Source organism: Kitasatospora phosalacinea, assembly GCF_000717185.1.
Taxonomy (GTDB): Bacteria; Actinomycetota; Actinomycetes; order Streptomycetales; family Streptomycetaceae; genus Kitasatospora; species Kitasatospora phosalacinea_A.
Genome location: NZ_JNYE01000008.1, coordinates 57,014 through 77,789, shown reverse-complemented (window position 1 = coordinate 77,789; position 20,776 = coordinate 57,014). Strand labels below are relative to the sequence as shown.

Below are 20,776 nucleotides of genomic sequence, written 5' to 3'. Positions count from 1 at the left end.
CCCATCGGCTCAGCGCTTCAAGGTCGTCGGGACGCGGAAGCCGCCGAGGCGTTCCTCCAGGAGTTCGGCGAGGCGCAGCGGGGTGCGGTCCTCGTACATCGGGCCGATCAGCTGGACGCCGACCGGGAGGCCCTCGGCGGAGGGGCCGGTGGGGACGGCGGTGGCGGGGAGGCCGGGCATGGTGGCGACGCCCGCCCAGACGAGTTGGTCGAAGTAGGGGTGGGCGGTGCCGTCGACGGTGATCCGGCGGTTCAGCAGGTCGGGGTCCTGCTGGTGCGGGAAGGCGGCGGTGGGGGTGATCGGGGCGACCACGGCGTCGTACTCGGCGAAGAGGGCCCGCCAGCTGCGGCGGTGCAGTTCGCGGCGGTGGTCGGCGCCCGCCCAGTCGCGGTGGGAGAGGGACATGCCGCGCAGCCGGGCGGCCGACAGGCTGTGGTCGTCGGCTCCCAACCGGGCTGCCTGGTCGCGCAGTTGCTCGTACATGTCGAGGGGGAAGTTGGCGGCGAGGGCGGAGAACATCAGCAGCGAGTAGACCTCGGCGGCCTCGGCCAGGTCGGGCAGCAGCGGGCTGCGGTGCTCGATGCGGGCGCCGCCGTCGGCGAGCGCGTCGACGACCCGGGCGAGGCCCGCGCGGACGTCGGCGCCGGTCGGGATCAGCGGGTGCTCGTCCAGGACCAGGACCCGGAAGTCGCGCAGCCGTTCGTGCCGGGCGGGCGGTAGCGCGGTGGTGTGGGCCAGGCCGAGGGTCAGCGGGTCCGGGCCGGTCATCACGTCGAGCAGCAGGGACAGGTCGCGGGCCGAGCGGGCCATCGGGCCGACCACGGCGAGGTCGATGTCGGCGGGCAGCGCGGGCACCCCCGGCGGGACCATGCCGCGGGTGGGCAGCAGGTGCAGGGTCGGCTTGTGCGCGTACACGCCGCAGAAGTGGGCGGGGGTGCGCAGCGAGCCCCCGATGTCGGTGCCCAGCGACAGCGGGCCGTACCCGGCGGCCAGCGCGGCCGCCGACCCGCCGGAGGAGCCGCCGGGGGTGCGGGTGTGGTCCCACGGGTTGTTGGTGGTGCCGTGGATCTCGTTGTAGGTCTGGATGTCCCGCAGCCCGAGCGGCACGTTGGTCTTGCCGATCACCACCGCGCCCGCGGCCCTGACCCGCGCGACCTGCAGCGCGTCCTCGGCCGGGACGTGCTCCCGGAACTCCGGCATGCCCCAGGTCGTCGGCAGCCCGGTGACGTTGTACGAGTCCTTGACGGTGAGCGGGATCCCCAGCAGCGGCCGCTCCTCCCCGCGCGCCCGGGCCCGGTCGGCCTCCCGCGCGGTCTCCCGGGCCCGCTCGAAGTCCGGCGCGCAGATCGCGTTGAGCGCCCCGTCCTCCTGCTCGATCCGGGCGATCGTGCCCTCGGTCAGTTCCGCCGAGGTGACGTCCCCGGAACGCAGGGCTGCGGTGAGTTCTTCGGCCGTCGCATAGGTCCACTTGTCCATGCCGAGGACCGTACGCGCCCGTCGGAGGGGGCACGAAACATTCTTTCGGGCAACCGGTGACGGCGTACAACGACAGTGCGCCGACAGCGGGTTGAGAGCGATCTGACGGTGCGGCCCGGAACGGTGGTGGTCGACGGAGGAACGCACACCGACCCGAGGGGACGAGGACCATGGACGAGGCGCTGAACGAGGCGCTGGACGAGACGTTGGTCGCACGGATGCGGGAGTACCTGGCCGCGGGCGCGGCGATGGACGTGGACGCGCTGGAGGCGCTCTACGACGAGGAGTTCGAGAACCTGCGGGTCGACGAGGCGGGCCAGGTGGTGCGGCTGACCAAGGCGCATTTCATGGCCCGGTTCCGGGCCCTGGCCGCGCAGGGGCAGGCGGTCGGCGGCAGCACCGACGACGTCCGCTTCCTGGCCACCACCCGGCACGGCGACCAGGGCACCGTCGTCATGTACCGCTGCGAGCACGGCGTCCCGGCCCGCTACGCCTTCGTCTGGCGCCGGGTCGACGGTCAATGGGCCACCGTACTGCAGGAGTTCACCTTCGAACGGGACGTCACCCACCTGCTGCGGATGATGGCGGCGGCCTCGGCCTCGGCTTCCGCGCCCGCGGCCGGGTGAGGCTCAGCGGCTGGTCCGGCCCTTGCGCAGCGGCAGCACCCGCTCCTGCGGGCCGTTGCCGTCCTGCCGACGCAGCCGGACGGTGAAGCGCCGCCCGCCGCGGTACCCGTCCCCGACGGGCAGCCACGGCAGCGGGTAGCGGCCGTCGCGGTCGATCCGGGAGAGCGGGAACTCGTCCGCTCCGAGGTCGGCGAGCTGCACCGACTCCCCGTCCGCGGCGGCGAGTTCGAGCGGCACGGAGGTCGCGGGCGCGGGCCCGCGGTTCCACACCACCGGCGGGGCCGGGGCCGGGCCGTCGTCCGGGTCAGCCGTCCCTGAGGCCCTCGGCGTCGAGGTCGGGCAGCAGCCGGTCCATCCAGCGCGGCGTCCACCAGGCGGCGCCGCCGAGCAGCGTCATCGCGGCGGGGACCATCAGCAGCCGCACCACGGTGGCGTCGATCAGGACGCTGACGGCCAGGCCCAGGCCCATCATCTTGATCACCACGTTGTCGCTGACGACGAACGCCGCGAACACGCTGACCATGATCAGGGCCGCGCAGCTGATCACCCGCGCGGTGGTCTCCAGCGCGTGCGCGACCGCGCCGCGGCTGTCGCCGGTCAGGCGCCAGCGCTCGTGGACCCGGGAGAGCAGGAACACCTCGTAGTCCATGCTGAGGCCGAAGACGATCGCGAACATCATCATCGGGACGTAGCTCTCGATCGGCACCTTGCCCGACACCCCGAGCGCGGGCCCGCCCCAGCCCCACTGGAACACCGCGACCAGCACCCCGTACGAGGCGGCGATCGAGACCAGGTTGAGCACGGCCGCCTTCAGCGCGATCAGCGGCGCCCGGAACACCAGCAGGATGATCAGGAACGCCAGCGCCACCACCACCGCGATGATCGGCAGCAGGCGGCTGGCGACGAGGTCCAGGAAGTCGACCTGGGCGGCGGTCGTGCCCGTGACGTACGTGACGGCGGGCGTGCCCGCGACCGCGTCCGGCAGCACCGTGTCGGAGAGGTGGCCGACCAGGTCGGTGGTCCCCTGGTCCTGCGGGGCCTGCGCGGGCGTGACGGTGGTGAACAGCACGTCGCCGTCCGCACTGGTCTGCAGCGGTGCGGTGCCCGCCGTGTCCGGCACGCCGGTCAGCGCCTGCTGGACGGCGGAGGCCAGCGCCGGACGGTCGGCCGCGGCGACCGCGCTCTGGTCGACCACCACGGTCAGCGGCCCGTTGGAACCCGGACCGAACGCCGCCGACATCAGGTCGAACGCCCGCCGGTCGGTGAACGAGGTCGGGTCCGCGCCGTCCCCGATGTGCCCGAGCTGGATCGACGGCAGCGGCACCGCCAGCACCAGCACCGTCACCAGCCCCGCCGCCAGGTACCACCACGGGCGGCGCTCGACCCGCCGCGCGTACCGGTGCCACATGCCGCCGGTTGCGGTTGCGGTTGCGGTTGCGGTTGCGGTTGCGGTGGCGTCGGCGGGTGTCGCGTCACCGGGCGTCGCGTCAGCGGTTGACGCGACATCGGCCCCGGCGCCTTCGGCGACCGGCGTGCGGACGGTGAAGCGGTCCATCCGGCGGCCGATCAGGCCCATCAGCGCGGGCAGCAGCGTCAGCGCGCCGCACACCGCCGTCACCACCGTGACGCCCGCCGCCAGGCCCAGCTTCGCCATGAACGAGATGCCCGACACCGACAGGCCCGCCAGTGCGATCACCACGGTCGTGCCGGAGATCAGCACCGCCCGGCCGCTGGTCGCCACCGCGTGCCCGGCCGCGGTCTGCGGGTCCCGGCCGTCCATCAGGTTCTGCCGGTGCCGGGTCAGCAGGAACAGCGCGTAGTCGATGCCGACGCCCAGCCCGATCATCGTCGCCAGCGTCGGCGCGACCGTCGCGAAGGTCGTCAGCGCCGCCAGCAGGCCCAGCAGGCCCAGGCCCACCACCACCGCCAGCAGCGCGCTCACCAGCGGCAGCCCCGCCGCGATCACACTGCCGAACCCGACCAGCAGCACCACGATCGCGACCCCGAACCCGATCAGCTCGCTCACCCGGTCGCTCGGCTCCGGCCGCGCCAACTCGCCCAGCGGGCCGCCGTACTCGACCTGCACGCCCGCCTGCCGCAGCGGCGCCACCGCCGCGTCCACCTGGTCCAGGTAGTCGTCGCCGAACGTGGCGAGCACCCCGTCGAAGCGCACCGTGACGTAGGCCGTCCGCCCGTCCGCGGACAGCGGGCCGCCCGGCTGCGGGGCCTGGCCCTGCGGCGGCAGCGGGTTCTGCGCCGACAGCACGTGCGGCAGGTGCTGGAGGGAGGTCACCGCCTGGTCCACCTGCGCCTGGAAGTCCGTCAGCGGCTGCCCGTCGTGCAGCACCACCTGCGCGCTCGTCCCGCCGACGGCGGGCTCGTGCGCGGCCAGTACGTCCGCGCCCTCCTGCGCCTGGGTGCCCGGCAGCGAGAAGTCGTCCGAGTACGTGCCGCCGACGGCCCGGTCCGCGACCTGCACCCCCACCAGCACCACCAGCCAGCCGACGACCACCACCACCGGATGCCGGGCGCACCACCCGCCCAACCGCCACAACCACCCGCGGCGCGGCGGCACTCCGGACACTGACGCGGCGTCGGACGAGGACATCGACCCTCCCAGGGGCACAGCGCCACCCGCGCACGGTGACGGAACTCCGACGGTAGGCACGCCCCCGCCACCCGCCCGGCCACCCGCCCCACGACACGGCCGAACCCACTCGAACGCCGCTGCCCGGCCCCGGCCCGTTCCGCCCGGGCGCGTTCCGCCCGCTGCTAGCATCGGCGCGTCGCGACTGGCGAGAGGTGGAGCACCACCGGGGAGCGGCGCAGCACAGCACGGGACCGGCACCGTCCGCCTGGGTGTCCTCCGAAGCCGTCACACCGACTTCACGGAGGGGGCCACCACCATGGACCTTCGGTACGGAACCAACCCGCAGAACACCCGCGCCCGCGCCGAGGCGCTGCCCGGCACCGACCTGCCACTGAAACTGCTGCAGGGACAGCCCTCGTACGTCAACCTGCTGGACGCGCTCAACTCCTGGCAGCTCGTCAGCGAAGCCGCCGCGCTCCTCGGCCGACCCGCCGCCGCCTCGTTCAAGCACGTCTCCCCGGCCGGTGCCGCCCTCGCCGGGCCGGTCGACCCCGCCACCGCCGAGCTGTACGCCGTGGACCCGGCCGCCGTCGGCCCGCTCACCTCCGCCTACCTGCGGGCCCGTGACGCCGACCCGAAGTCCTCCTACGGCGACTTCGTCGCCGTCTCGCACGAGGTCGACCTCGAACTCGCCGACCTGCTGGTCCGGGTGGTCTCCGACGGCGTCGTCGCCCCCGGCTACGCGCCCGGCGTGCTCGACGTGCTGGCCCGCAAGAAGAACGGCCGGTACCTCGTCCTGGAGGCCCGCCCCGGGCACGTCCCGCCCGCCGTCGAGCGCCGCGAGGTGCACGGCCTGTGCCTCGTCCAGGACGTCGACACCGCCCCGCTCACCGTCGACCTGCTCACCGACGTCCGGGTCGGCGCCCTCACCCCCGCCACCGCCGACGACCTGCTGCTCGGCCTGGCCGTGCTGCGCCGCACCCAGTCCAACTCGGTCTGCTACCTGCGCGACGGCGCGGCCCTCGGCATCGGCGCCGGCCAGCAGTCCCGGGTCGACTGCACCCGGCTGGCCGGGGCCAAGACCGAAACCTGGTGGCTGCGCCGCCACCCCGCCGTCCGGGCCCTCGACTTTCGGCCCGAAGTCCGCCGACAGGACCGGATCAACTGGCAGATCCGCTACCTGGAGGGCGACTTGACGCCCGACGAGCGCACCCGGTTCGCCGCCGCCCTGCGCGGCGGCGGCGACGTGCCGGACGAACTCGGCGCGGCCGAGCGGGCCGCGTGGACGGCCCGGCTGGACGGTGTCGCGTTCGTCTCCGACGGCTACCTGCCGTTCCGCGACAACGTCGACCACGCCCGCCGCCACGGCGTCACCGCGATCGCCGAACCCGGCGGATCCGTCCGCTCCGCCGAGGTCGAGGCCGCCTGCGCCGAGCACGGGATCACGCTGGTGCACACCGGGCTGCGGCTGTTCCACCACTGACGACCCGGCCCCGGTGCTCCGGCACGCGCGGGCGCTCCGGGATCCACGGCCCGGGGCGGTCGGGGCGCTCGGGCCGGTCGGGTCGGGTTCCGTCGCGGTGACCGTGGACGGGCCGTCCTCACACGGAGGTGAGCACGATCTTGCCCCGGAGGTGTCCGCGGGCGGCCCGTTGGTGGGCCCTGCGGGCGTCCGCGAGCGGGGACGTGCTGTCGACGGCGACGCGGACCGTGCCCGCGTCGAGCAGGCGGCCGGGCCCTTCGAGCTGCGGGCCGTTCGAGCGCACCCGGGTCCCGGAGGTCGTGAGGCCCAGCCGACACGCACGTCCTGTCACCGAAGCGGGGGCACCCGGTCGGTCCAGGCGCGCTGCTCGGCGGTGTCCGGCACGGCCAGGCCGCGGGCGCGGGCGATCCGGGCCCAGGTGTCGTCCGGGTCCGCGCCGGAGCGGATCAGGACCGAGGCCGCCAGTAGTGAGGAGCGGCCGATCCCGGCCCGGCAGTGCACCACCAGGTGGCCGCCCGCGGCCAGCCGCTGCGCCAACTCGTCCACCACCGGCAGGACTTCGGCCAGGGCGGGCACGGTGCGGTCCGGGACCGGCACGGCCGTGAACCGCAGCCCGGCGGCCCGGGCGCACTCGGCCTCCGCGGTCAGACCGAGCTCGGCGCACTCCGCCGCCGTCAGGGCGCTGACCAGCTCGGTCACCCCCAGCGCGGCCAGCGCCGCCAACTCGTCGGCCAGCCAGTCGCCGCCGCGCGGCCGGGCCATGGTGCTGAGCCGGCCCGGGCCGGGCCGTTCGATCGTGAACAGGGTGGGACGCATGACGGAACCGACCTCCGGGCGGGAAGGGGCGTCCGGCCGGGCCGGGGCGGCAGCGGCCGGGAGCGGTGTCGGCCCGGCGGTCGGCAGGACAGCGGACCGGGGCGTCGACACCGGGGAAGGGCCGACCCGGTCGGGCACGCGCGGCAGGGACCTGGGCGCGGCGGGACGGCGGGCGGTGCGCCGAGGCTAGCAGCACCCGCCGCCACCGCGGCGGCGCACCGTGAACCCCGTACCGGACTCCAGGGCGAACCCGGCGTCACCCCAAGGGCGTTGCCGCCCCGGCGGTAGCGGTGCCGGAACTGTCTAGGAGGCCGGTTCGGCTGGCCCGGCCGGTTCGGCGGGCCCGGCGAGGCCGTGCAGGAGGAGGTCGGTGAGGGTGTCGACGACCTCGCTGTCCGGGTGGGCGGGGTGGTCGGTGGTGAGCAGGGCGTAGGAGAGCAGGCCGAGCATGGCGCCCATCGCGGGGGCGAGCAGGGCGGGGTCGCCGGGGAGGGGGCGGTTCTGTTCGCGCAGGTAGTCGAGGTGGTCGCGGAGGACGTCGGTGTCCGCGACGAGGCGCTGCCAGGCGCGGCCGGAGCGCGGGCCCTCGGCGACGATCGACTCGAACACGGCGATGGTGACCGGGAGGTGGTCGCGCATCGCCTGCCAGGACGCGCCGATGTGGGCGTGCAGTTGGCCCCGGTCGGCGAGGTCGTGGTCGCGCGGGTGGACCTCGGCGACGACCTGGTCGCGGGCCTGGGTGCGGACGTCGTCGAGCAGGGCCCGCAGCAGTTCGTCCTTGTCGGCGAAGTGCGCGTAGAACGAGCCGGTGGCCCGGCCCGCGGCCGCCGTGATGTCGGTGATCTTCGTGTTGAGGTAGCCGCGTTCGACGAACTGCTGCCGGGCGGCCTCCAGCAGCGCCGCCCTGGTCTCCGCCGCCTGCGCCTTGCGCACGCTCATCGTGTCCGGCCTCCTTCGCCCCTCGGGCCCCGCGCTCTCCCGCGCCTTGACCTGTCGCTCGTGCGGACATCATACTGACGGCCAGTTCAGTGAATACGGATTCATTGAACTTCGATTCAGTGAGGAGTGGGGCAGATGGAGCAGCTGAAGGCGGTAGTGATCGGCGCCGGAGTGGCCGGTGCGGCGAGCGCGATCGCACTGCGCAGGATCGGCGCCGAGGTGACGGTGTACGAGGCGTACCCGGACCCGGCGGGCAAGGTCGGGGCGTTCCTGAGCCTGGCCGTCAACGGCCTGCGCGCCCTGGAGACGCTCGGCTGCCTGGACGCCGTGCGGGCCGCGGGCTTCGAGGTCGACCGGCAGCGGATGTGGTCGGGCCGCGGCAAGCTGCTGGGCGACGTCCCGCGCGGCCGGCCCGCGGGCGACCCGCTGCGCAGCGTCACGCTGATGCGGGCCGACCTGGTGGCGGCCCTGCGCGCCGAGGCGGTGCGGGCCGGCGCGCGGATCGTGGTCGGCGAACGGCTGACCGGGACGGGGGCCGGGGGAGGGGTGGCGGACGAGGCGGCGGCCCGGGCCGACCTGGTGGTCGGGGCGGACGGGCTGCGCTCCGCCGTCCGCCGGATGCTCGACCCGGACGGGCCGGAGCCCGCGTACGCCGGACTGTACGGGCTCGCGGGCATCGCGCCGGGCGTGCCGGAGGCGGGCCCCGGCCGGACGTTCAACCTGACCTTCGGGCGGCGCGGCACCTTCCTGCACCTGCCCGCGCCGGACGGCACCGTGTGGTGGTCCGTGCAGATCGCAGACCCGGCCGTGCCGGCCGGGATCGGGCTCGACGTCGAGGAACTGGCCGCCCTGTTCGCGGACGAGGAGGTGCCCCGGCGGATCCTCGGTGCGGGCGCGCGGATCGACGCGACCACCCTGTTCCACGTCCTGCCGCCGGTGCCGCGCCGCCAGGACGGGCGGTGCGTGCTGGTCGGCGACGCGGCGCACCCGGTCGGCGCGGGCCAGGGCGCCTCCATGGCGCTGGAGGACGCGGTGGCCCTGGCCCGGGCGCTGCACGCCGGGCCCGACCGGGCCGCCGCGCTGGCCGCCTTCGACCACGGGCGGGCGGCCCGCGCAGGGAAGCTCGCCCGCTCCGCCGCCGCCAACCGGGACGCCAAGACCGCGGGCCCGCTCGCCGCCCGGGTGCGGGACGCGGTGATGCCGCTGGTGTTCACCCGCGCGTACGCCCGGTCCACGGGCTGGCTGTACGACTACCGGCCGGGCGCGCTGCCGCAGTGAGGCGGCCCGCGGGGCCGGTGCCGCTGCCGGGCTGACGGGGGTGAGGGCGGCCGGTGACAAACAGAACGGTGGTTCTGCTAGTGTCCTGGATGTCTGGACAAGCAGAACCGCCGTTCTTTTTGAAGGAGGGTGCGGTGCCCCGGCTCACCGACGCACGCAAGGAACTACGGCGCACGCAGATCGCCGAGGCCGCCGTCCGCTGCTTCAGCCGCAACGGCATGGAGCGGACCTCGATCGCCGACATCAGCGCCGAATCGGGCCTCTCGACCGGCTCGATCTACGCGCACTACCGGAACAAGGCCGACCTGGTCCGGGGCGCCGCCCGCGAAATGCTCCACCGGCGCGGCGACACCATCGGCGAGTACGCCGCCGCCGACGTCCCGCCCGACCCCGACGAACTGCTCGCCCGGCTGACCGCCGCGATCGACCCCGTCCACGCCCGGGTCGGCGTGCAGACCTGGAGCGAGTCGACCACCGACCCGGCCGTCCGCGCCGTCGTCGTCGACGCGACCGACCGGATGCGCGCCATGCTGCACGACTGCGTCACGGCCTGGCTGGTGAAGGTCGAGCACCACGAACCCGCCCCGGCCCGGGAGCTCGCCGCCCCGATCGCGCACCGGATCATGGCGCTCTACCAGGCCGAACTGCTCTACACCGCCCTGCGGACACCGGCCGAGCAGGCACCGGCCGAACCGACACCGGCCGAACCGACACCGGCCGAACCGACATCAGCTGAGCCGACACCAGCCGAGCCGACGCCGACTGAGGAGAGCACGCGATGACCAGCGCCCCCGCTGCCGCCGCCACCGCCCCGTTAGGAGCCCGCACCGTCCTGCGGACCGGGTACGGCGCGCTCCAACTCGAACGCCTGCACGCCCGCCGCGAGGAGGCCGTCGCCCTGTTGCGCCGCGCGGTCGAACTCGGCGTCGACCACGTGGACACGGCCCGGTTCTACGGCGACGGGTTCGCCGACGACGTGATCCGCGAGGCGCTGCGCCCCGAGGACGGCGTCCTGGTCGTCACCAAGGTCGGGGCCGACCCCGACCCCGGCGGCCGCCCGCCGCTGCGCCTGGCGCAACGCCCCGAACAGCTGCGCGCCAGCGTCGAGGAGAGCCTGCGCAGCCTGGGCACCGACCGGCTCGACGTCGTCAACCTCCGCCGCCTGGACACCGGGCCCGGCCTGCGCGCCGAGGGCGACCAGGTGGTCGACCTCGACGACCAGCTCGCCGTGATGACCGCCCTGCGCGACGAGGGCAAGGTCGGCGCGATCGGCCTCAGCAGCGTCACCCTCGACGGCCTGCGCCGCGCGCTGCCCGCCGGGATCGTCTGCGTCCAGAACGCCTACAGCCTGGTCGCCCGGGCCGACGAGGACGTGCTGCGGCTGTGCGAGGCCGAGGGCATCGCCTGGGTGCCGTTCTTCCCGCTCGGCGGCGCCTTCCCCGGCCTGCCCAGGGCGACCGACGAACCGGCGGTGCGCGCCGCGGCGCACGACCTGGGCGTCACGCCCGCCCAGGTCGGCCTGGCCTGGCTGCTGCACCGCGCCCCGAACGTGCTGCTCATCCCCGGCACCGCCGACGCCGCCCACCTGGAGGCCAACGTCGCGGTCGGCGGGGTCGCCCTCGACGCCGCGACCCTCGCGGCCCTCGACGGCATCGAGTCACGCACCACCGACCTCGCCCTCGACGTCACCGAGTCACGTTGAGGCGGCCGTCACCGGCAGTGCCGCCACCACCGGCAGCGCCGTCACCGGCAGTGCCGTCACCGGCCGACCGGGCCACGGCGGGGGCCACGGCCCCCGGGCACCGAGGAGGATCATGAAAGCCATCGTCCACCGCGAGCACGGCACCCCCGACGTCCTCCGGTTCGTCGACCGCGACCCGCCCGAGCCCGGGCCGGGCGAGGTCCGGGTCCGGATCGCGGTGTCGGGCGTCAACCCGACCGACTGGCAGGCGCGTTCCGGAGCCGGTCACCCCCGGCCCTTCCCGGAGCTCGTCCCGCACCACGACGGCGCCGGTACGGTCGACGCCGTCGGCGAGGGTGTCGACCGGAGCCGGCTCGGCCAGCGCGTCTGGCTGTTCATGGCCGCCGCCGGGCGGCCCACCGGCACCGCCGCCGAGTTCACCGTGCTGCCCGCCGACCAGGCCGTGCCGCTGCCCGACGCGGCCGGGTTCGACCTCGGTGCCTCGCTCGGAGTCCCCGCGCTGACCGCGCACCGGGCGCTCACCGTCGCCGAGGACGGGCCGCGCCGACTGGCCCCCGGTGCGCTCGCCGGGCGGACGGTGCTCGCCGCGGGCGGGGCCGGAGCGGTCGGGCACGCGGTGATCCAGCTCGCCCGCTGGGCCGGCGCCACCGTGGTCAGCACGGTCAGCGGCCCGGAGAAGGCCCGGCTGGCCACCGCCGCCGGGGCCCACCACGTGGTCGACTACCGCCGGGGCGACCCGGCCGCCGCGGTCCGCGCGGCCGCCCCGGACGGCGTGGACCTCGTCGCCGAGGTGGCGCTCGGCGCGAACCTCGCCCTGGACCTCGCCGTCCTGCGCACCCGCGGCACGATCTCGACCTACGCCAACGACGGCGGCGCGACGGTCGAACTGGACGTGCTGCGGAACATGGTGCTCAACGCGCGCTTCCAGTTCCTGGTCCTCTACCTGGCCGGTCCGGAGGCGCGCGCCGCGGCCGTCGCGGACGTCGCCGCCGCGGTGCGCGACGGTGCGCTCCCCGTCGGCGAGGAGCACGGCCTGCCGCTGCACCGCTTCCCCCTCGCCCGCACCGCCGACGCGCACCGCGCGGTTGAGGGCCGGGCGGTCGGCAAGGTCCTGGTGGACGTCACGGCCTGACGCCCGGCGGGCCGACGCGCGAGCGGCGGGGACGAGCGGGGGCGAGCGGGCGCGGCACCGACCGGCCCCGGGAACGCGGCACCGGCCGGCCCCGGGAACGGGGGCCGGCCGGTGGGCGTTGCGGGTGCGGGTCAGCGGGCGCCGAGCAGGTGCTCGATGGCCAGCTGGTCGAGCCGCTCGAAGGCCATGCCGCGCTCGGCGGCGGCGGTGACGTCGAACTCCTCGAACGCGGCGCGGTCGGCGAGCAGCGCGGCCAGGCCGTCGGCGGCGGTCGGCTGGGCGAGCTGGTCGAGGCGGGCGGCGCGCAGCGCGTCCTGGACCTCGGCGTCGGCGCGGAAGGCCAGCGCGCGCTCCTTGAGCAGCAGGTAGTTGCGCATGTTGCCGGCCGCGGACTCCCAGACGCCGTCGAAGTCCTCGGTGCGCGGCGGCTTGAAGTCGAAGTGCCGCGGGCCCTGGTAGTCGGAGGACTCCAGCAGGTCGACCAGCCAGAACGCCTGCCGCAGGTCGCCCGCGCCGAACCGGAAGTCCTGGTCGTACTTGATGCCGGACTGGCCGTTCAGGTCGATGTGGAACAGCTTGTCCGACCACAGCGCCTGGGCGATGCCGTGCGGGAAGTTCAGGCCCGCCATCTGCTCGTGGCCGACCTCCGGGTTGAGGCCGACCAGCTCCGGGCGCTCCAAGCGGTCGATGAACGCCAGCGCGTGGCCGATGGTCGGCAGCAGGATGTCGCCGCGGGGCTCGTTCGGCTTCGGCTCGATCGCGAAGCGCAGGTCGTAGCCCTGCTCCGTGACGTAGTCGCCGAGCAGGTCGAAGGCCTCCTTGAGGCGGTCGAGGGCGACCCGGACGTCCTTGGAGGCGCCGTGCTCCGCGCCCTCCCGGCCGCCCCAGGCCACGTACACGGTCGCGCCCAGCTCGACCGCCAGGTCGATGTTGCGGATGGTCTTGCGCAGCGCGTAGCGGCGCACGTCGCGGTCGTTGGCGGTGAACGCGCCGTCCTTGAAGACCGGGTGGGTGAACAGGTTGGTGGTGGCCATCGGCACCCGCAGGCCGGTCGACTCCAGGGCGGCCCGGAAGCGCTTGACGATCGCCTCCCGCTCCGCGTCCGAGGAGCCGAACGGGACGAGGTCGTCGTCGTGGAAGGTCACGCCGTACGCGCCGAGGGCGGCCAGCTTCTCCACCGTCTCGACCGGGTCCAGGGCCGGGCGGGTGGCGTCGCCGAACGGGTCGCGGCCCTGCCAGCCGACCGTCCACAGACCGAAGGTGAACTTGTCGGCGGGGGTGGGGGTGAGCTGGCTCATCTCGTACTCCAGAGGCTGGTGATCGACCGGGTGGATCGACCGAGGGATCGACCGGTGGCCCGACGCGGATCGGGCCCGGCACCGACGGTAACCCGGATTGGGGGCTATTCGTAAGGCCGGAAGACAAATTAGTATGGGCGAGCCCGCGAGGGGAAGCCCCCACGCGGAACGCACCGCCCCACCCATCCGGAAAACGCTTCCCGCAGGGCCCGGACCACCGCAGACAGGAGCACGCCATGGCACACCCCCAGGTGGTGATCGGCGTCGACAGCTCGACCCAGTCCACCAAGGCCCTGGCCGTCGACGCCGACACCGGACGCGTCCTCGGCGAGGGCCGCGCCCCCCACCGGGTCGACTCCCGCCACGGGCAGGAGAGCGACCCGGACCAGTGGTGGGACGCCCTCACCACCGCCGTCGCCGCCACCGGCTGGGCCGACCGCGCCCAGGCCCTGGCCATCGGCGGCCAGCAGCACGGACTCGTCACCCTGGACGCCGCCGGACGCCCCGTCCGCCCCGCCCTGCTCTGGAACGACGTCCGCTCCGCACCCCAAGCCGCCGACCTGGTGCGGAAGTTCGGCGCCCAGTGGTGGGCCGCCGAGATCGGCAGCGTCCCCGGCGCCTCCTTCACCGCCGCCAAGTGGGCCTGGCTGCGCGCCACCGAACCCGGCAACGCCGACCGCACCGCCGCCGTCCGCCTCCCGCACGACCACCTCACCGAACGCCTCACCGGCACCGCCACCACCGACCGCGGCGACGCCTCCGGCACCGGCTGGTGGACCCCCGACGGCTACCACGCCACCGTCCTCGACCACATCGGGCTCGACCCCGCCCTGCTCCCCGCCGTCACCCCCGCCGGGACCGCCGCCGGACACGCCCTCCCCGGCGGGCCGCTGCGCCCCGGCACCCCGATCGCCACCGGCACCGGCGACAACATGGCCGCCGCCCTCGGCCTCGGCCTCACCCCCGGCACCCCCGTGCTCAGCCTCGGCACCTCCGGCACCGTCTACACCGTCGCCCGCAACCGCCCCGCCGACCCCACCGGCACCGTCGCGGGCTTCGCCGACGCCCTCGACGGCTGGCTCCCGCTCGCCTGCACCCTCAACTGCACCCTCGCCGTCGACCGCGTCGCCACCCTCCTCGGCCGCGACCGCCAGGACGTCGAACCCGGCGGCACCGCCGTCCTGCTGCCCTACCTCGACGGCGAACGCACCCCCGCCCTCCCGCACGCCAGCGGCCTGCTGCACGGCCTGCGCCACGACACCACCCCCGGCCAGCTCCTCCAGGCCGCCTACGACGGCGCCGCGTACTCGCTGCTCGCCGCCCTCGACGACGTCCTCGCCGTCGACGGGCCCGGTGCAGCCGACCCCGAGCGGCCGATCCTGCTGATCGGCGGCGGCGCCCAGGGCCGGGCCTGGCAGGACACCGTCCGCCGCCTCTCCGGCCGTCCCGTCCAACTGCCCGCCGCCCGCGAACTCGTCGCCCTCGGCGCCGCCGCCCAGGCCGCCGCGCTGCTCACCGGCGAGCCCGCCGACGCCGTCGCCCGCCGCTGGGGCACCGCAGACGGCCCGGTGCTGCCCGCCCTCGCCCGGGACGACGCCGCGCTCGAACGGATCGCGACTACCATTTCGCAGACGGCCGCCCTCCAGGGGGACGGCGCCCACTGACGGCACGCCGCACCGGGCCGCCCGCCCCCGCCGGCGGGCGGCCCGGACCGACACACGCACGGACGAGCCGGACGACGGCACGGAGGGACGGGGCAGACGTGACAGAGGACGGGCAGCAGCCGCCCGACGGCGACCTCGCGACCAGGCGCGGCCCCGCCTCCCAGCAGGACATGCGGCGGCAGAACCTCGCCCTGGTGATGCGCACCGTCGCCGCCGCCCACCCGCTCTCCCGGGCCGACGTGGCCGGCCGCACCGGGCTGACCCGCACCGCCGTCTCCAGCCTGGTCGACGAACTCATCGGCGGCGGCCTCCTGCTGGAGGGCGAACTCGAACGCAGCGGCCGGGTCGGCCGCCCGGGCCGGGCCCTCGTCCTGAACGGGAACGGGCCCGCCGGGCTGGGCCTGGAGATCGGCGTCGAACACCTCAGCGCCTGCGTCCTCGACCTGCGCGGCGAGGTCCGGGTCGAACTGCACCGCCCCGCCGCCAACGCGGGCCGCCCCGCCGAGCAGACCCTCGCCGAACTCGCCGAACTCGCCGACCGGGCCGAACGGGAGGCCGTCGCGCTCGGCCTGCGGGTGGTCGGCCGGGTGCTCGCCGTCCCCGGCAGCGTCCCGCTGGGCAGCCCCGGCAGCCGGGTCGAGCACGCCCCCAACCTCGGCTGGCACCAGGTCGACGTCACCGCCTCCTGGCCCGGCTCCGGCACCGCCCCCGCCGTCGACAACGAGGCCAACCTCGGCGCGCTCGCCGAACTCTGGCAGGGCACCGCCAGCGGCACCTTCGTGCACATCTCGGCCGGTGAGGGCATCGGCGGCGCGCTCGTCCTGGACGGCCGCCTGTTCCGCGGCGTCCAGGGTTTCGCCGGAGAGCTCGGCCACCTCACCGTCCGCCCCGACGGGCGCGCCTGCTCCTGCGGCGCCCGCGGCTGCCTCGAACCGTACGCGGGCCTGGCCGCCGTGCTCCGCTCCGCCGGGCTCGCCGAGGAGCTGGACGAACTCGGCCGGGAGAATCGGGCCGTAAACCTGACGAGCCGTCAGGAGGCGGACCCGATCACCGAGTTGGTGCGCCGGGCGGAGGCCGGGCACGCCGAGACCCGGCGCGCGCTGCGGCACGCGGGCACCGCGCTCGGCACCGCACTGGCCGCCGCCGTCAACCTGGTCGACCCCGCCACGCTCGTCCTCGGCGGCGCCTACGCCGACCTCGCGCAGTGGCTGCTGCCCGCGATGCGGGCCGAGCTGGCCGAGCTGATCCGGGTCCGCCCCTGGCCCGAAGAGGCCCTGCGCGCCTCGCCGTTGGGCCGCCGCGGCCCCGTCCTCGGCGCGGCCCTGGTCACCGTCCGCAGCCTGCACACCGACCCGGCCGGGCTCTGGCAGCCCGAGGCGGTCTGACCGGTCCGGTCGGCCGGTCAGCCGGTCAGCCGGTCAGCCGGTCCGGTCGGTGCGGTCGGCGCGGGTGCGGGTGTGCGCAGACGCGCAACGGCGGGGTCCCGTACGGGGCCCCGCCGTCCTCGTGCCTCCACTGCCGCGGACGCCGTCCGTCAACCCGCCCTGTTCTCAGGGGAGTCGGCGGGCCGCCCGGTTCAGCGGTGCGCGCCCTTGCGGCGGCGCGACACCAGCACGCCACCCGCACCGAGCAGGGCCAGGCCCGCCACGGTGGTGCCGATCACGCTGGCACCGGTGAACGCCAGGCTGTCGTCCGCCGGGCCGGTGGTGGCCGAGGCGCTCGGCGAGACCGCCGCGCCGGAGGTGCTCTCCGAGGCGCTCGGCGACGGCGACCCGGAGGTGCCCTCGGACGGGCTCGGCGACGCGGACCCGGACGGCGACTCGGAGGTCTCCGGGCTCTCGGACGGGGACGCGGAGGCCGACGCGGAGGGCTCGGGGCTCTCCACCGGCGACTCGGACGCCTCCGGCGACGGGCTGGCCTCCGGCACGTTCGCCGGGCAGGTGTGCGAGAGGTTGAACTTGGCCTCGCTGCCGCCCCGGACCTCGGCCACGGCCGAGACGAGGGTGGCGCCCTTCTCCGACGCCACGTAGGCGTGCTTGCCGACCGGCTTGCCGGGGAAACTGGTGACGACCTGCTGGCCGCCCGGCTGGAAGGTCACGGTGAGCGTGACGAAGTCGGCGTCGTTGCCCGGGAGGACGAAGTGCCAGCCGTCCTGGGTGGCCGGGATGTCGGCGCAGGTCTTCTCCTGCTCGCCGAACGCGGCGGCGGTGGTCGGGACCTTCTGCCGCAACTGCGAGGTGTACGTGCTGCTGCTGGCGAACGCCGAGCCGACGGCCGGCGCGGACATCAGCCCGGCGGCGACCACGACGGCGGCCGCGCGGAGGGCTATGGATCGGTGCATGTGCTACCTGTCCACTCTTCGATGCTGGGATGGTTTTCAGCCACGGGAGACCCGGGGCGGCTCAAATCTCCCCACCGGCAAGGCCCTGGTCAAGTCCCTTGCCGCCCGCTCACTGGTGCGCGGGGCAGGGGACGCGCCGCGGAAGGTCCGGGCGGCTCACACCATCTCCGCCGGGTAATGGATCGGTCAAGTCCCTTGACGGTGCATCTGGGAGGCCATGGGGCTTATGTCCGCATGCAGTTCATTACAACGATCGGATCAACGTGCCCGTCCTGTGAAGGGGGCGGGGCGGGCGCGGTTCCACCGGTGACCGGACGCGTGGTGCGGGCGGGTGCGTCCGGCCACCGGTGTCTGGGGGGAGTTGCGGCGGGAGGGTCAGTGGGGGAGGGCGGCCGAGCGCAGGCCGCGGGCGCTGAGCGCGGCGAGGACGGCGGGCAGCGCGGTGACGGTGTTGCGGTTGCCGTGGTCGTGCAGCAGCACGGTGTCGCCCGGGCGCGCGGTCGCGAGGACGGCGACGATCCCGTCGGGCGCGGTGCCGTCCCAGTCCCGCGGGTCGACGTCCCAGAGCGTCTCGGTCAGGCCCGCCTCGGCCGCGAGCCGGGCGACGGCCGGGCTGGTGGCGCCGTACGGCGGGCGGAACAGCACCGGCGGGCGGCCGGTGAGTTCGGCCAGGACGCGGTTGGTGCGGTGGATCTCCTCGTGGACGGCGGGCAGCGGCAGGCCCGGCAGGGACGGGTGCGACCAGCTGTGGTTGGCGATCGCCATGCCGGCCTCGTCCAGGGCGCGGACCAGCTCCGGGTGGCGCTCGGCCTGCGCGCCGCACAGGAAGAAGGTGGCGCGGTGGCCGGCGGCGGTGAGGGCGTCGAGCAGCGCGGGCGTGGAGTCCGGGTGCGGGCCGTCGTCGAAGGTCAGCGCGAGGGTGCCGGACGCTGCCGCTGTCGGCGCGGGCGCCGGTGCCGGTGCGGGCGGTGGCGGCAGCAGCGGGCTGGTGGCGGCGGACGCGGGCTCGGCCATGGGGCTCCCTCCGAACGATCCGAAAGTTTCGAATACTTGTCGAATCTTCCGGTGTGACCCGGATGACGGTAGGGGAGCCGGGGAGGGGCGTCAACCACTCTGCGCGGCCCGGAACGTCCGGACCGCGCAGGAGAGTTGACGGGCGCCGATCAGCCTTCGGCCGGCGGCGGGGCGGTGCTGGTCCGGACGACCAGGCTGGTGGCGAGGTCGACCCTGGTCGCGGTGGGCTGCTCGCCGCGGCCGAGCCCGATGGCCAGCCGGGCCGCCGTCTCGGCCATCTCCACCAGCGGCTGGCGGACGGTGGTCAGCGGCGGGCCGACCCAGCGGGCCAGCGGCAGGTCGTCGAAGCCGACCACCGAGAGGTCTTCCGGTACCCGCAGCCCCAGTTCGCGGGCGGCCTCGTACACGCCCAGGGCCTGCAGGTCGTTGCCCGCGAAGATGGCGGTGGGCCGGTCGGGCCGGGTGAGCAGGGTGTGGGCGGCGGCGTACCCGACCTCGTGGTGGAAGTTGCCCTCGATGATCAGCTCCGGGTCGACCGGCAGCCGGGCCGTGCCGAGCGCGGTCCGGTAGCCGTCGACCCGGGCGCGGCTGCACATCATTCCGGACGGGCCGGAGATCATCCCGATCCGGCGGTGGCCGAGGTCGAGCAGGTGCCGGGTGGCGGCCAGGCCGCCCTGCCAGTTGGCGGCGCCGACGGCGGGCACCCCCTCCGCCGGGTCGCCGGCCGGGTCGAGCACCACGAACGGGATGTCCCGGCTGGCGAGTTGGTCGCGCTGGGAGGCGTCCAGCTCGGACAGCACCAGCACCACGCCGGCCGGACGGCGGGCCAGGACCCCGTCCACCCAGGTCTGGCCCGGGGTGAGCCGCCCGGCGGACTCGGAGAGCACCACGCTCAGGCCCTCGTCCCGGGCGACGTTCTCCACGCCCCGGATCACCTCCATCGCCCAGGCGTTGTCGAGCTGGTGGAAGACCAGGTCGAGCAGCCGGGACGGCGGCGTGGCGGTGCGGCGGCGCTGGTAGCCGGTGCGGCGCAGGATCTCCTCGACCTTGGCGCGGGTCGCGGGCGCGACGTCGGCCCGGCCGTTCAGCACCTTCGAAACTGTCGGCGCCGAGACGCCGGCCGCCCGGGCGATCTCCGACAGGGTCGGTGCGGGGTCGGGTTCGAGTTCTGCAGCGCTCATGGCTCGGATAGTAGCGCCCCCGACCGTCACCGGTGGGGTCGGTCGGGGGCCTCGTCCCGCGGGGACGGGCATCTTAGCGTGACCGAAACATTCGTCGATCAATCGAAATACTTGACGACGGAAGGCGGGTGAGCAGGAGGGGCGGGGCGGTCCCGCGGAGCGGCCCGCATTAACGAGGGAGAACTTCGCGGCGAACAGCGGCGCTGTGGAGGGGATTCCGCTTCCGTGCTCGCTCCGTGCACACATAGCGTTCGGCCCGTGACGATGTGCGTCCGGTTCGCGGTCCACGCGGGCCGGCTGGGTGTTCGGTGGTGCGGCCCGAGAACGGGCGCTCCGTCGGCGGACGATCCGGGGGTAGGGGCGGTGCGCGGGGAGGGCCTGTTCACGGAGCGGGCGCCGAACGGGCGGTTCCAGTGGCAGCTCAAAGCGATGAACGGGCGGGTGGTGGCGGTGTCCTCCTCCGTCCACGAGTCGTCCGGTGACGCCGAGCGGGCGTTCGCCGAGCTGGTCGCCCTGGGGCCTGCGCTGGTGGCGCGGATCACCCATGTCCGCGACGGACTGGGCTGGACCTGGGTGGTGCCCGGGCCGCGGGGCAATCCGCTGGTCAAGTCGAGCCGGGCGTACGAGCGTTACGCGACCTGCCAGAACGCGTTCCGGCGGTTCATGGCGCTGCTGGTCCGGATGTCCGCGGCGGCGGAGGCGGCAGGGGCCGCGGCGGCTGCGGCTGCGACTGCGGCGGCCGGGGGTGAGGGCGGGTCGTGAGCATGCTGGAGACCGGCCGCGGCCCCCGGCTGGTGCCGGTGCGCGGGGCGGACGGGCGGGTCGGCTGGTCGCTGGTGGCCGCGAACGGCAGGCGGCTCGCCGCGGCCGTCCGCACCTACCGAAGCGACCGTGAACTGGCAATCGGCATAGGGGAGTTGCTGGCCGAACGGGCCGTCCTGCGGTTCGTCCTCAGCCAGCGCGAGGACCGCCTCTGGGTCTGGACGGCGCACCTCCCCGCCCGCACCACCCGGGCCGGGGCGGGCGGCGGCGAGGCGGTCGCCCGCAGCGCCCGCGGCTACCTGCGCCGCGACCAGTGCCGTCAGAGCGTCACCGCCTTCCGGCAGGGCGCCGACCACGTCCAGCGCCTGCGCCGCCTGGGCGGCGGCGGACCGGCCCTGCCGCCCGCCTGGTAGCCCCGGCACCGGCCCCGCCCCCGGACGCGTTCCCGCGCCCCGTCGCTTCCCTGCGGCGGGG

At 75.4% G+C, this 20,776-nt stretch carries 19 protein-coding genes, 1 pseudogene and 1 riboswitch; of the genes and pseudogenes, 10 read left to right on the top strand and 10 right to left on the bottom strand.

Features of this window, described 5'->3' with window-relative positions; translation table 11 throughout:
* Window positions 1-9 precede the first annotated feature (9 nt).
* Window positions 10-1,476 (bottom strand): amidase, encoded by a 1,467-nt coding sequence (locus OO57_RS05485; RefSeq protein WP_033251116.1) that lies wholly within the window; start codon window positions 1,474-1,476, stop codon window positions 10-12.
* A 170-nt stretch (window positions 1,477-1,646) separates the two neighbouring features.
* Between OO57_RS05485 and OO57_RS05480 the strand changes: the two genes are divergently transcribed.
* Complete coding sequence (locus tag OO57_RS05480) at window positions 1,647-2,102, top strand: nuclear transport factor 2 family protein (protein WP_033251115.1); 456 nt, start codon at window positions 1,647-1,649, stop codon at window positions 2,100-2,102.
* A 3-nt stretch (window positions 2,103-2,105) separates the two neighbouring features.
* Here OO57_RS05480 and OO57_RS05475 read toward each other — a convergent pair whose 3' ends face one another.
* Window positions 2,106-2,375 carry a hypothetical protein gene (locus OO57_RS05475; RefSeq protein WP_033251114.1) on the bottom strand — a complete coding sequence of 90 codons (270 nt, stop codon included), beginning with the start codon at window positions 2,373-2,375 and terminating at the stop codon, window positions 2,106-2,108.
* A gap of 31 nt (window positions 2,376-2,406) precedes the next feature.
* Window positions 2,407-4,710, bottom strand: coding sequence for an MMPL family transporter (locus OO57_RS05470; RefSeq protein ID WP_033251113.1), 2,304 nt, complete (start codon window positions 4,708-4,710; stop codon window positions 2,407-2,409).
* 170 nt (window positions 4,711-4,880) lie between these two features.
* Window positions 4,881-4,970, top strand: a riboswitch (ZMP/ZTP riboswitch).
* A 38-nt stretch (window positions 4,971-5,008) separates the two neighbouring features.
* On the opposite strand from OO57_RS05470, the gene OO57_RS05465 reads away from it, so the two are divergent.
* A complete protein-coding gene (locus OO57_RS05465) occupies window positions 5,009-6,175 on the top strand; it encodes a phosphoribosylaminoimidazolecarboxamide formyltransferase (protein ID WP_033251112.1) in 1,167 nt (388 codons plus the stop codon).
* Window positions 6,176-6,293: 118 nt separating this feature from the next.
* Here the strand turns inward: OO57_RS05465 and OO57_RS42220 are convergent.
* From OO57_RS42220 to OO57_RS05455, 3 genes and pseudogenes are all read right to left on the bottom strand, one after another.
* A pseudogene (locus tag OO57_RS42220) lies at window positions 6,294-6,488 on the bottom strand (zinc-binding dehydrogenase); the annotation flags it as partial.
* A gap of 14 nt (window positions 6,489-6,502) precedes the next feature.
* On the bottom strand, window positions 6,503-6,991 hold the full coding sequence (locus tag OO57_RS42215; RefSeq protein ID WP_033251111.1) for a protein-tyrosine phosphatase family protein: 489 nt from the start codon (window positions 6,989-6,991) through the stop codon (window positions 6,503-6,505).
* 303 nt (window positions 6,992-7,294) lie between these two features.
* Window positions 7,295-7,930 (bottom strand): TetR/AcrR family transcriptional regulator, encoded by a 636-nt coding sequence (locus tag OO57_RS05455; RefSeq protein WP_033251110.1) that lies wholly within the window; start codon window positions 7,928-7,930, stop codon window positions 7,295-7,297.
* Between the two features lie 135 nt (window positions 7,931-8,065).
* Between OO57_RS05455 and OO57_RS05450 the strand changes: the two genes are divergently transcribed.
* The 4 genes from OO57_RS05450 (at window position 8,066) to OO57_RS05435 (ending at window position 12,042) form a co-directional block, all read left to right on the top strand.
* A complete protein-coding gene (locus OO57_RS05450) occupies window positions 8,066-9,208 on the top strand; it encodes an FAD-dependent oxidoreductase (RefSeq protein WP_081973467.1) in 1,143 nt (380 codons plus the stop codon).
* Window positions 9,209-9,342: 134 nt separating this feature from the next.
* The gene (locus OO57_RS05445; protein WP_033251109.1) at window positions 9,343-9,990 is read left to right on the top strand and encodes a TetR/AcrR family transcriptional regulator; all 648 of its coding nucleotides are present in this window, start codon (window positions 9,343-9,345) and stop codon (window positions 9,988-9,990) included.
* Complete coding sequence (locus OO57_RS05440) at window positions 9,987-10,910, top strand: aldo/keto reductase (RefSeq protein ID WP_033251108.1); 924 nt, start codon at window positions 9,987-9,989, stop codon at window positions 10,908-10,910. Before OO57_RS05445 ends, OO57_RS05440 begins: the two co-directional genes overlap by 4 nt.
* A gap of 112 nt (window positions 10,911-11,022) precedes the next feature.
* Window positions 11,023-12,042, top strand: coding sequence for an NADPH:quinone reductase (locus OO57_RS05435; protein WP_033251107.1), 1,020 nt, complete (start codon window positions 11,023-11,025; stop codon window positions 12,040-12,042).
* Window positions 12,043-12,173: 131 nt separating this feature from the next.
* On the opposite strand, the gene xylA is transcribed toward OO57_RS05435, so the two are convergent.
* Window positions 12,174-13,340 carry a xylose isomerase gene (gene xylA / locus OO57_RS05430; protein WP_033251106.1) on the bottom strand — a complete coding sequence of 389 codons (1,167 nt, stop codon included), beginning with the start codon at window positions 13,338-13,340 and terminating at the stop codon, window positions 12,174-12,176.
* 236 nt (window positions 13,341-13,576) lie between these two features.
* Between xylA and xylB the strand changes: the two genes are divergently transcribed.
* The gene (gene xylB / locus OO57_RS05425) at window positions 13,577-15,004 is read left to right on the top strand and encodes a xylulokinase (RefSeq protein ID WP_033251105.1); all 1,428 of its coding nucleotides are present in this window, start codon (window positions 13,577-13,579) and stop codon (window positions 15,002-15,004) included.
* Window positions 15,005-15,102: 98 nt separating this feature from the next.
* Window positions 15,103-16,389, top strand: coding sequence for an ROK family protein (locus tag OO57_RS05420; protein ID WP_033251104.1), 1,287 nt, complete (start codon window positions 15,103-15,105; stop codon window positions 16,387-16,389).
* 191 nt (window positions 16,390-16,580) lie between these two features.
* Here the strand turns inward: OO57_RS05420 and OO57_RS05415 are convergent, their stop codons facing one another.
* From OO57_RS05415 to OO57_RS05405, 3 genes are all read right to left on the bottom strand, one after another.
* Complete coding sequence (locus tag OO57_RS05415) at window positions 16,581-17,345, bottom strand: LPXTG cell wall anchor domain-containing protein (protein ID WP_033251103.1); 765 nt, start codon at window positions 17,343-17,345, stop codon at window positions 16,581-16,583.
* A gap of 375 nt (window positions 17,346-17,720) precedes the next feature.
* Window positions 17,721-18,359, bottom strand: coding sequence for a polysaccharide deacetylase family protein (locus OO57_RS05410; protein ID WP_081973465.1), 639 nt, complete (start codon window positions 18,357-18,359; stop codon window positions 17,721-17,723).
* Window positions 18,360-18,508: 149 nt separating this feature from the next.
* Window positions 18,509-19,540 (bottom strand): LacI family DNA-binding transcriptional regulator, encoded by a 1,032-nt coding sequence (locus tag OO57_RS05405; RefSeq protein WP_033251102.1) that lies wholly within the window; start codon window positions 19,538-19,540, stop codon window positions 18,509-18,511.
* Window positions 19,541-19,903: 363 nt separating this feature from the next.
* On the opposite strand from OO57_RS05405, the gene OO57_RS05400 reads away from it, so the two are divergent.
* Entirely contained in the window at window positions 19,904-20,302 is a 399-nt protein-coding gene (locus OO57_RS05400) for a DUF1508 domain-containing protein (protein WP_033251101.1), read from the top strand.
* Window positions 20,299-20,715 (top strand): hypothetical protein, encoded by a 417-nt coding sequence (locus tag OO57_RS05395; protein WP_158715025.1) that lies wholly within the window; start codon window positions 20,299-20,301, stop codon window positions 20,713-20,715. Before OO57_RS05400 ends, OO57_RS05395 begins: the two co-directional genes overlap by 4 nt.
* The last annotated feature ends 61 nt before the right edge of the window (window positions 20,716-20,776 follow it).

Coding starts and splice junctions, on each gene's coding strand:
- xylA (WP_033251106.1), bottom strand. CDS start 13,340: ATGAGCCAGCTCACCCCCACCCCCGCCGACAAGTTCACCTTCGGTCTG.
- OO57_RS05485 (WP_033251116.1), bottom strand. CDS start 1,476: ATGGACAAGTGGACCTATGCGACGGCCGAAGAACTCACCGCAGCCCTG.
- OO57_RS05415 (WP_033251103.1), bottom strand. CDS start 17,345: ATGCACCGATCCATAGCCCTCCGCGCGGCCGCCGTCGTGGTCGCCGCC.
- xylB (WP_033251105.1), top strand. CDS start 13,577: ATGGCACACCCCCAGGTGGTGATCGGCGTCGACAGCTCGACCCAGTCC.
- OO57_RS05450 (WP_081973467.1), top strand. CDS start 8,066: ATGGAGCAGCTGAAGGCGGTAGTGATCGGCGCCGGAGTGGCCGGTGCG.
- OO57_RS42215 (WP_033251111.1), bottom strand. CDS start 6,991: ATGCGTCCCACCCTGTTCACGATCGAACGGCCCGGCCCGGGCCGGCTC.
- OO57_RS05435 (WP_033251107.1), top strand. CDS start 11,023: ATGAAAGCCATCGTCCACCGCGAGCACGGCACCCCCGACGTCCTCCGG.
- OO57_RS05455 (WP_033251110.1), bottom strand. CDS start 7,930: ATGAGCGTGCGCAAGGCGCAGGCGGCGGAGACCAGGGCGGCGCTGCTG.
- OO57_RS05440 (WP_033251108.1), top strand. CDS start 9,987: ATGACCAGCGCCCCCGCTGCCGCCGCCACCGCCCCGTTAGGAGCCCGC.
- OO57_RS05410 (WP_081973465.1), bottom strand. CDS start 18,359: ATGGCCGAGCCCGCGTCCGCCGCCACCAGCCCGCTGCTGCCGCCACCG.
- OO57_RS05405 (WP_033251102.1), bottom strand. CDS start 19,540: ATGAGCGCTGCAGAACTCGAACCCGACCCCGCACCGACCCTGTCGGAG.
- OO57_RS05480 (WP_033251115.1), top strand. CDS start 1,647: ATGGACGAGGCGCTGAACGAGGCGCTGGACGAGACGTTGGTCGCACGG.
- OO57_RS05465 (WP_033251112.1), top strand. CDS start 5,009: ATGGACCTTCGGTACGGAACCAACCCGCAGAACACCCGCGCCCGCGCC.
- OO57_RS05470 (WP_033251113.1), bottom strand. CDS start 4,710: ATGTCCTCGTCCGACGCCGCGTCAGTGTCCGGAGTGCCGCCGCGCCGC.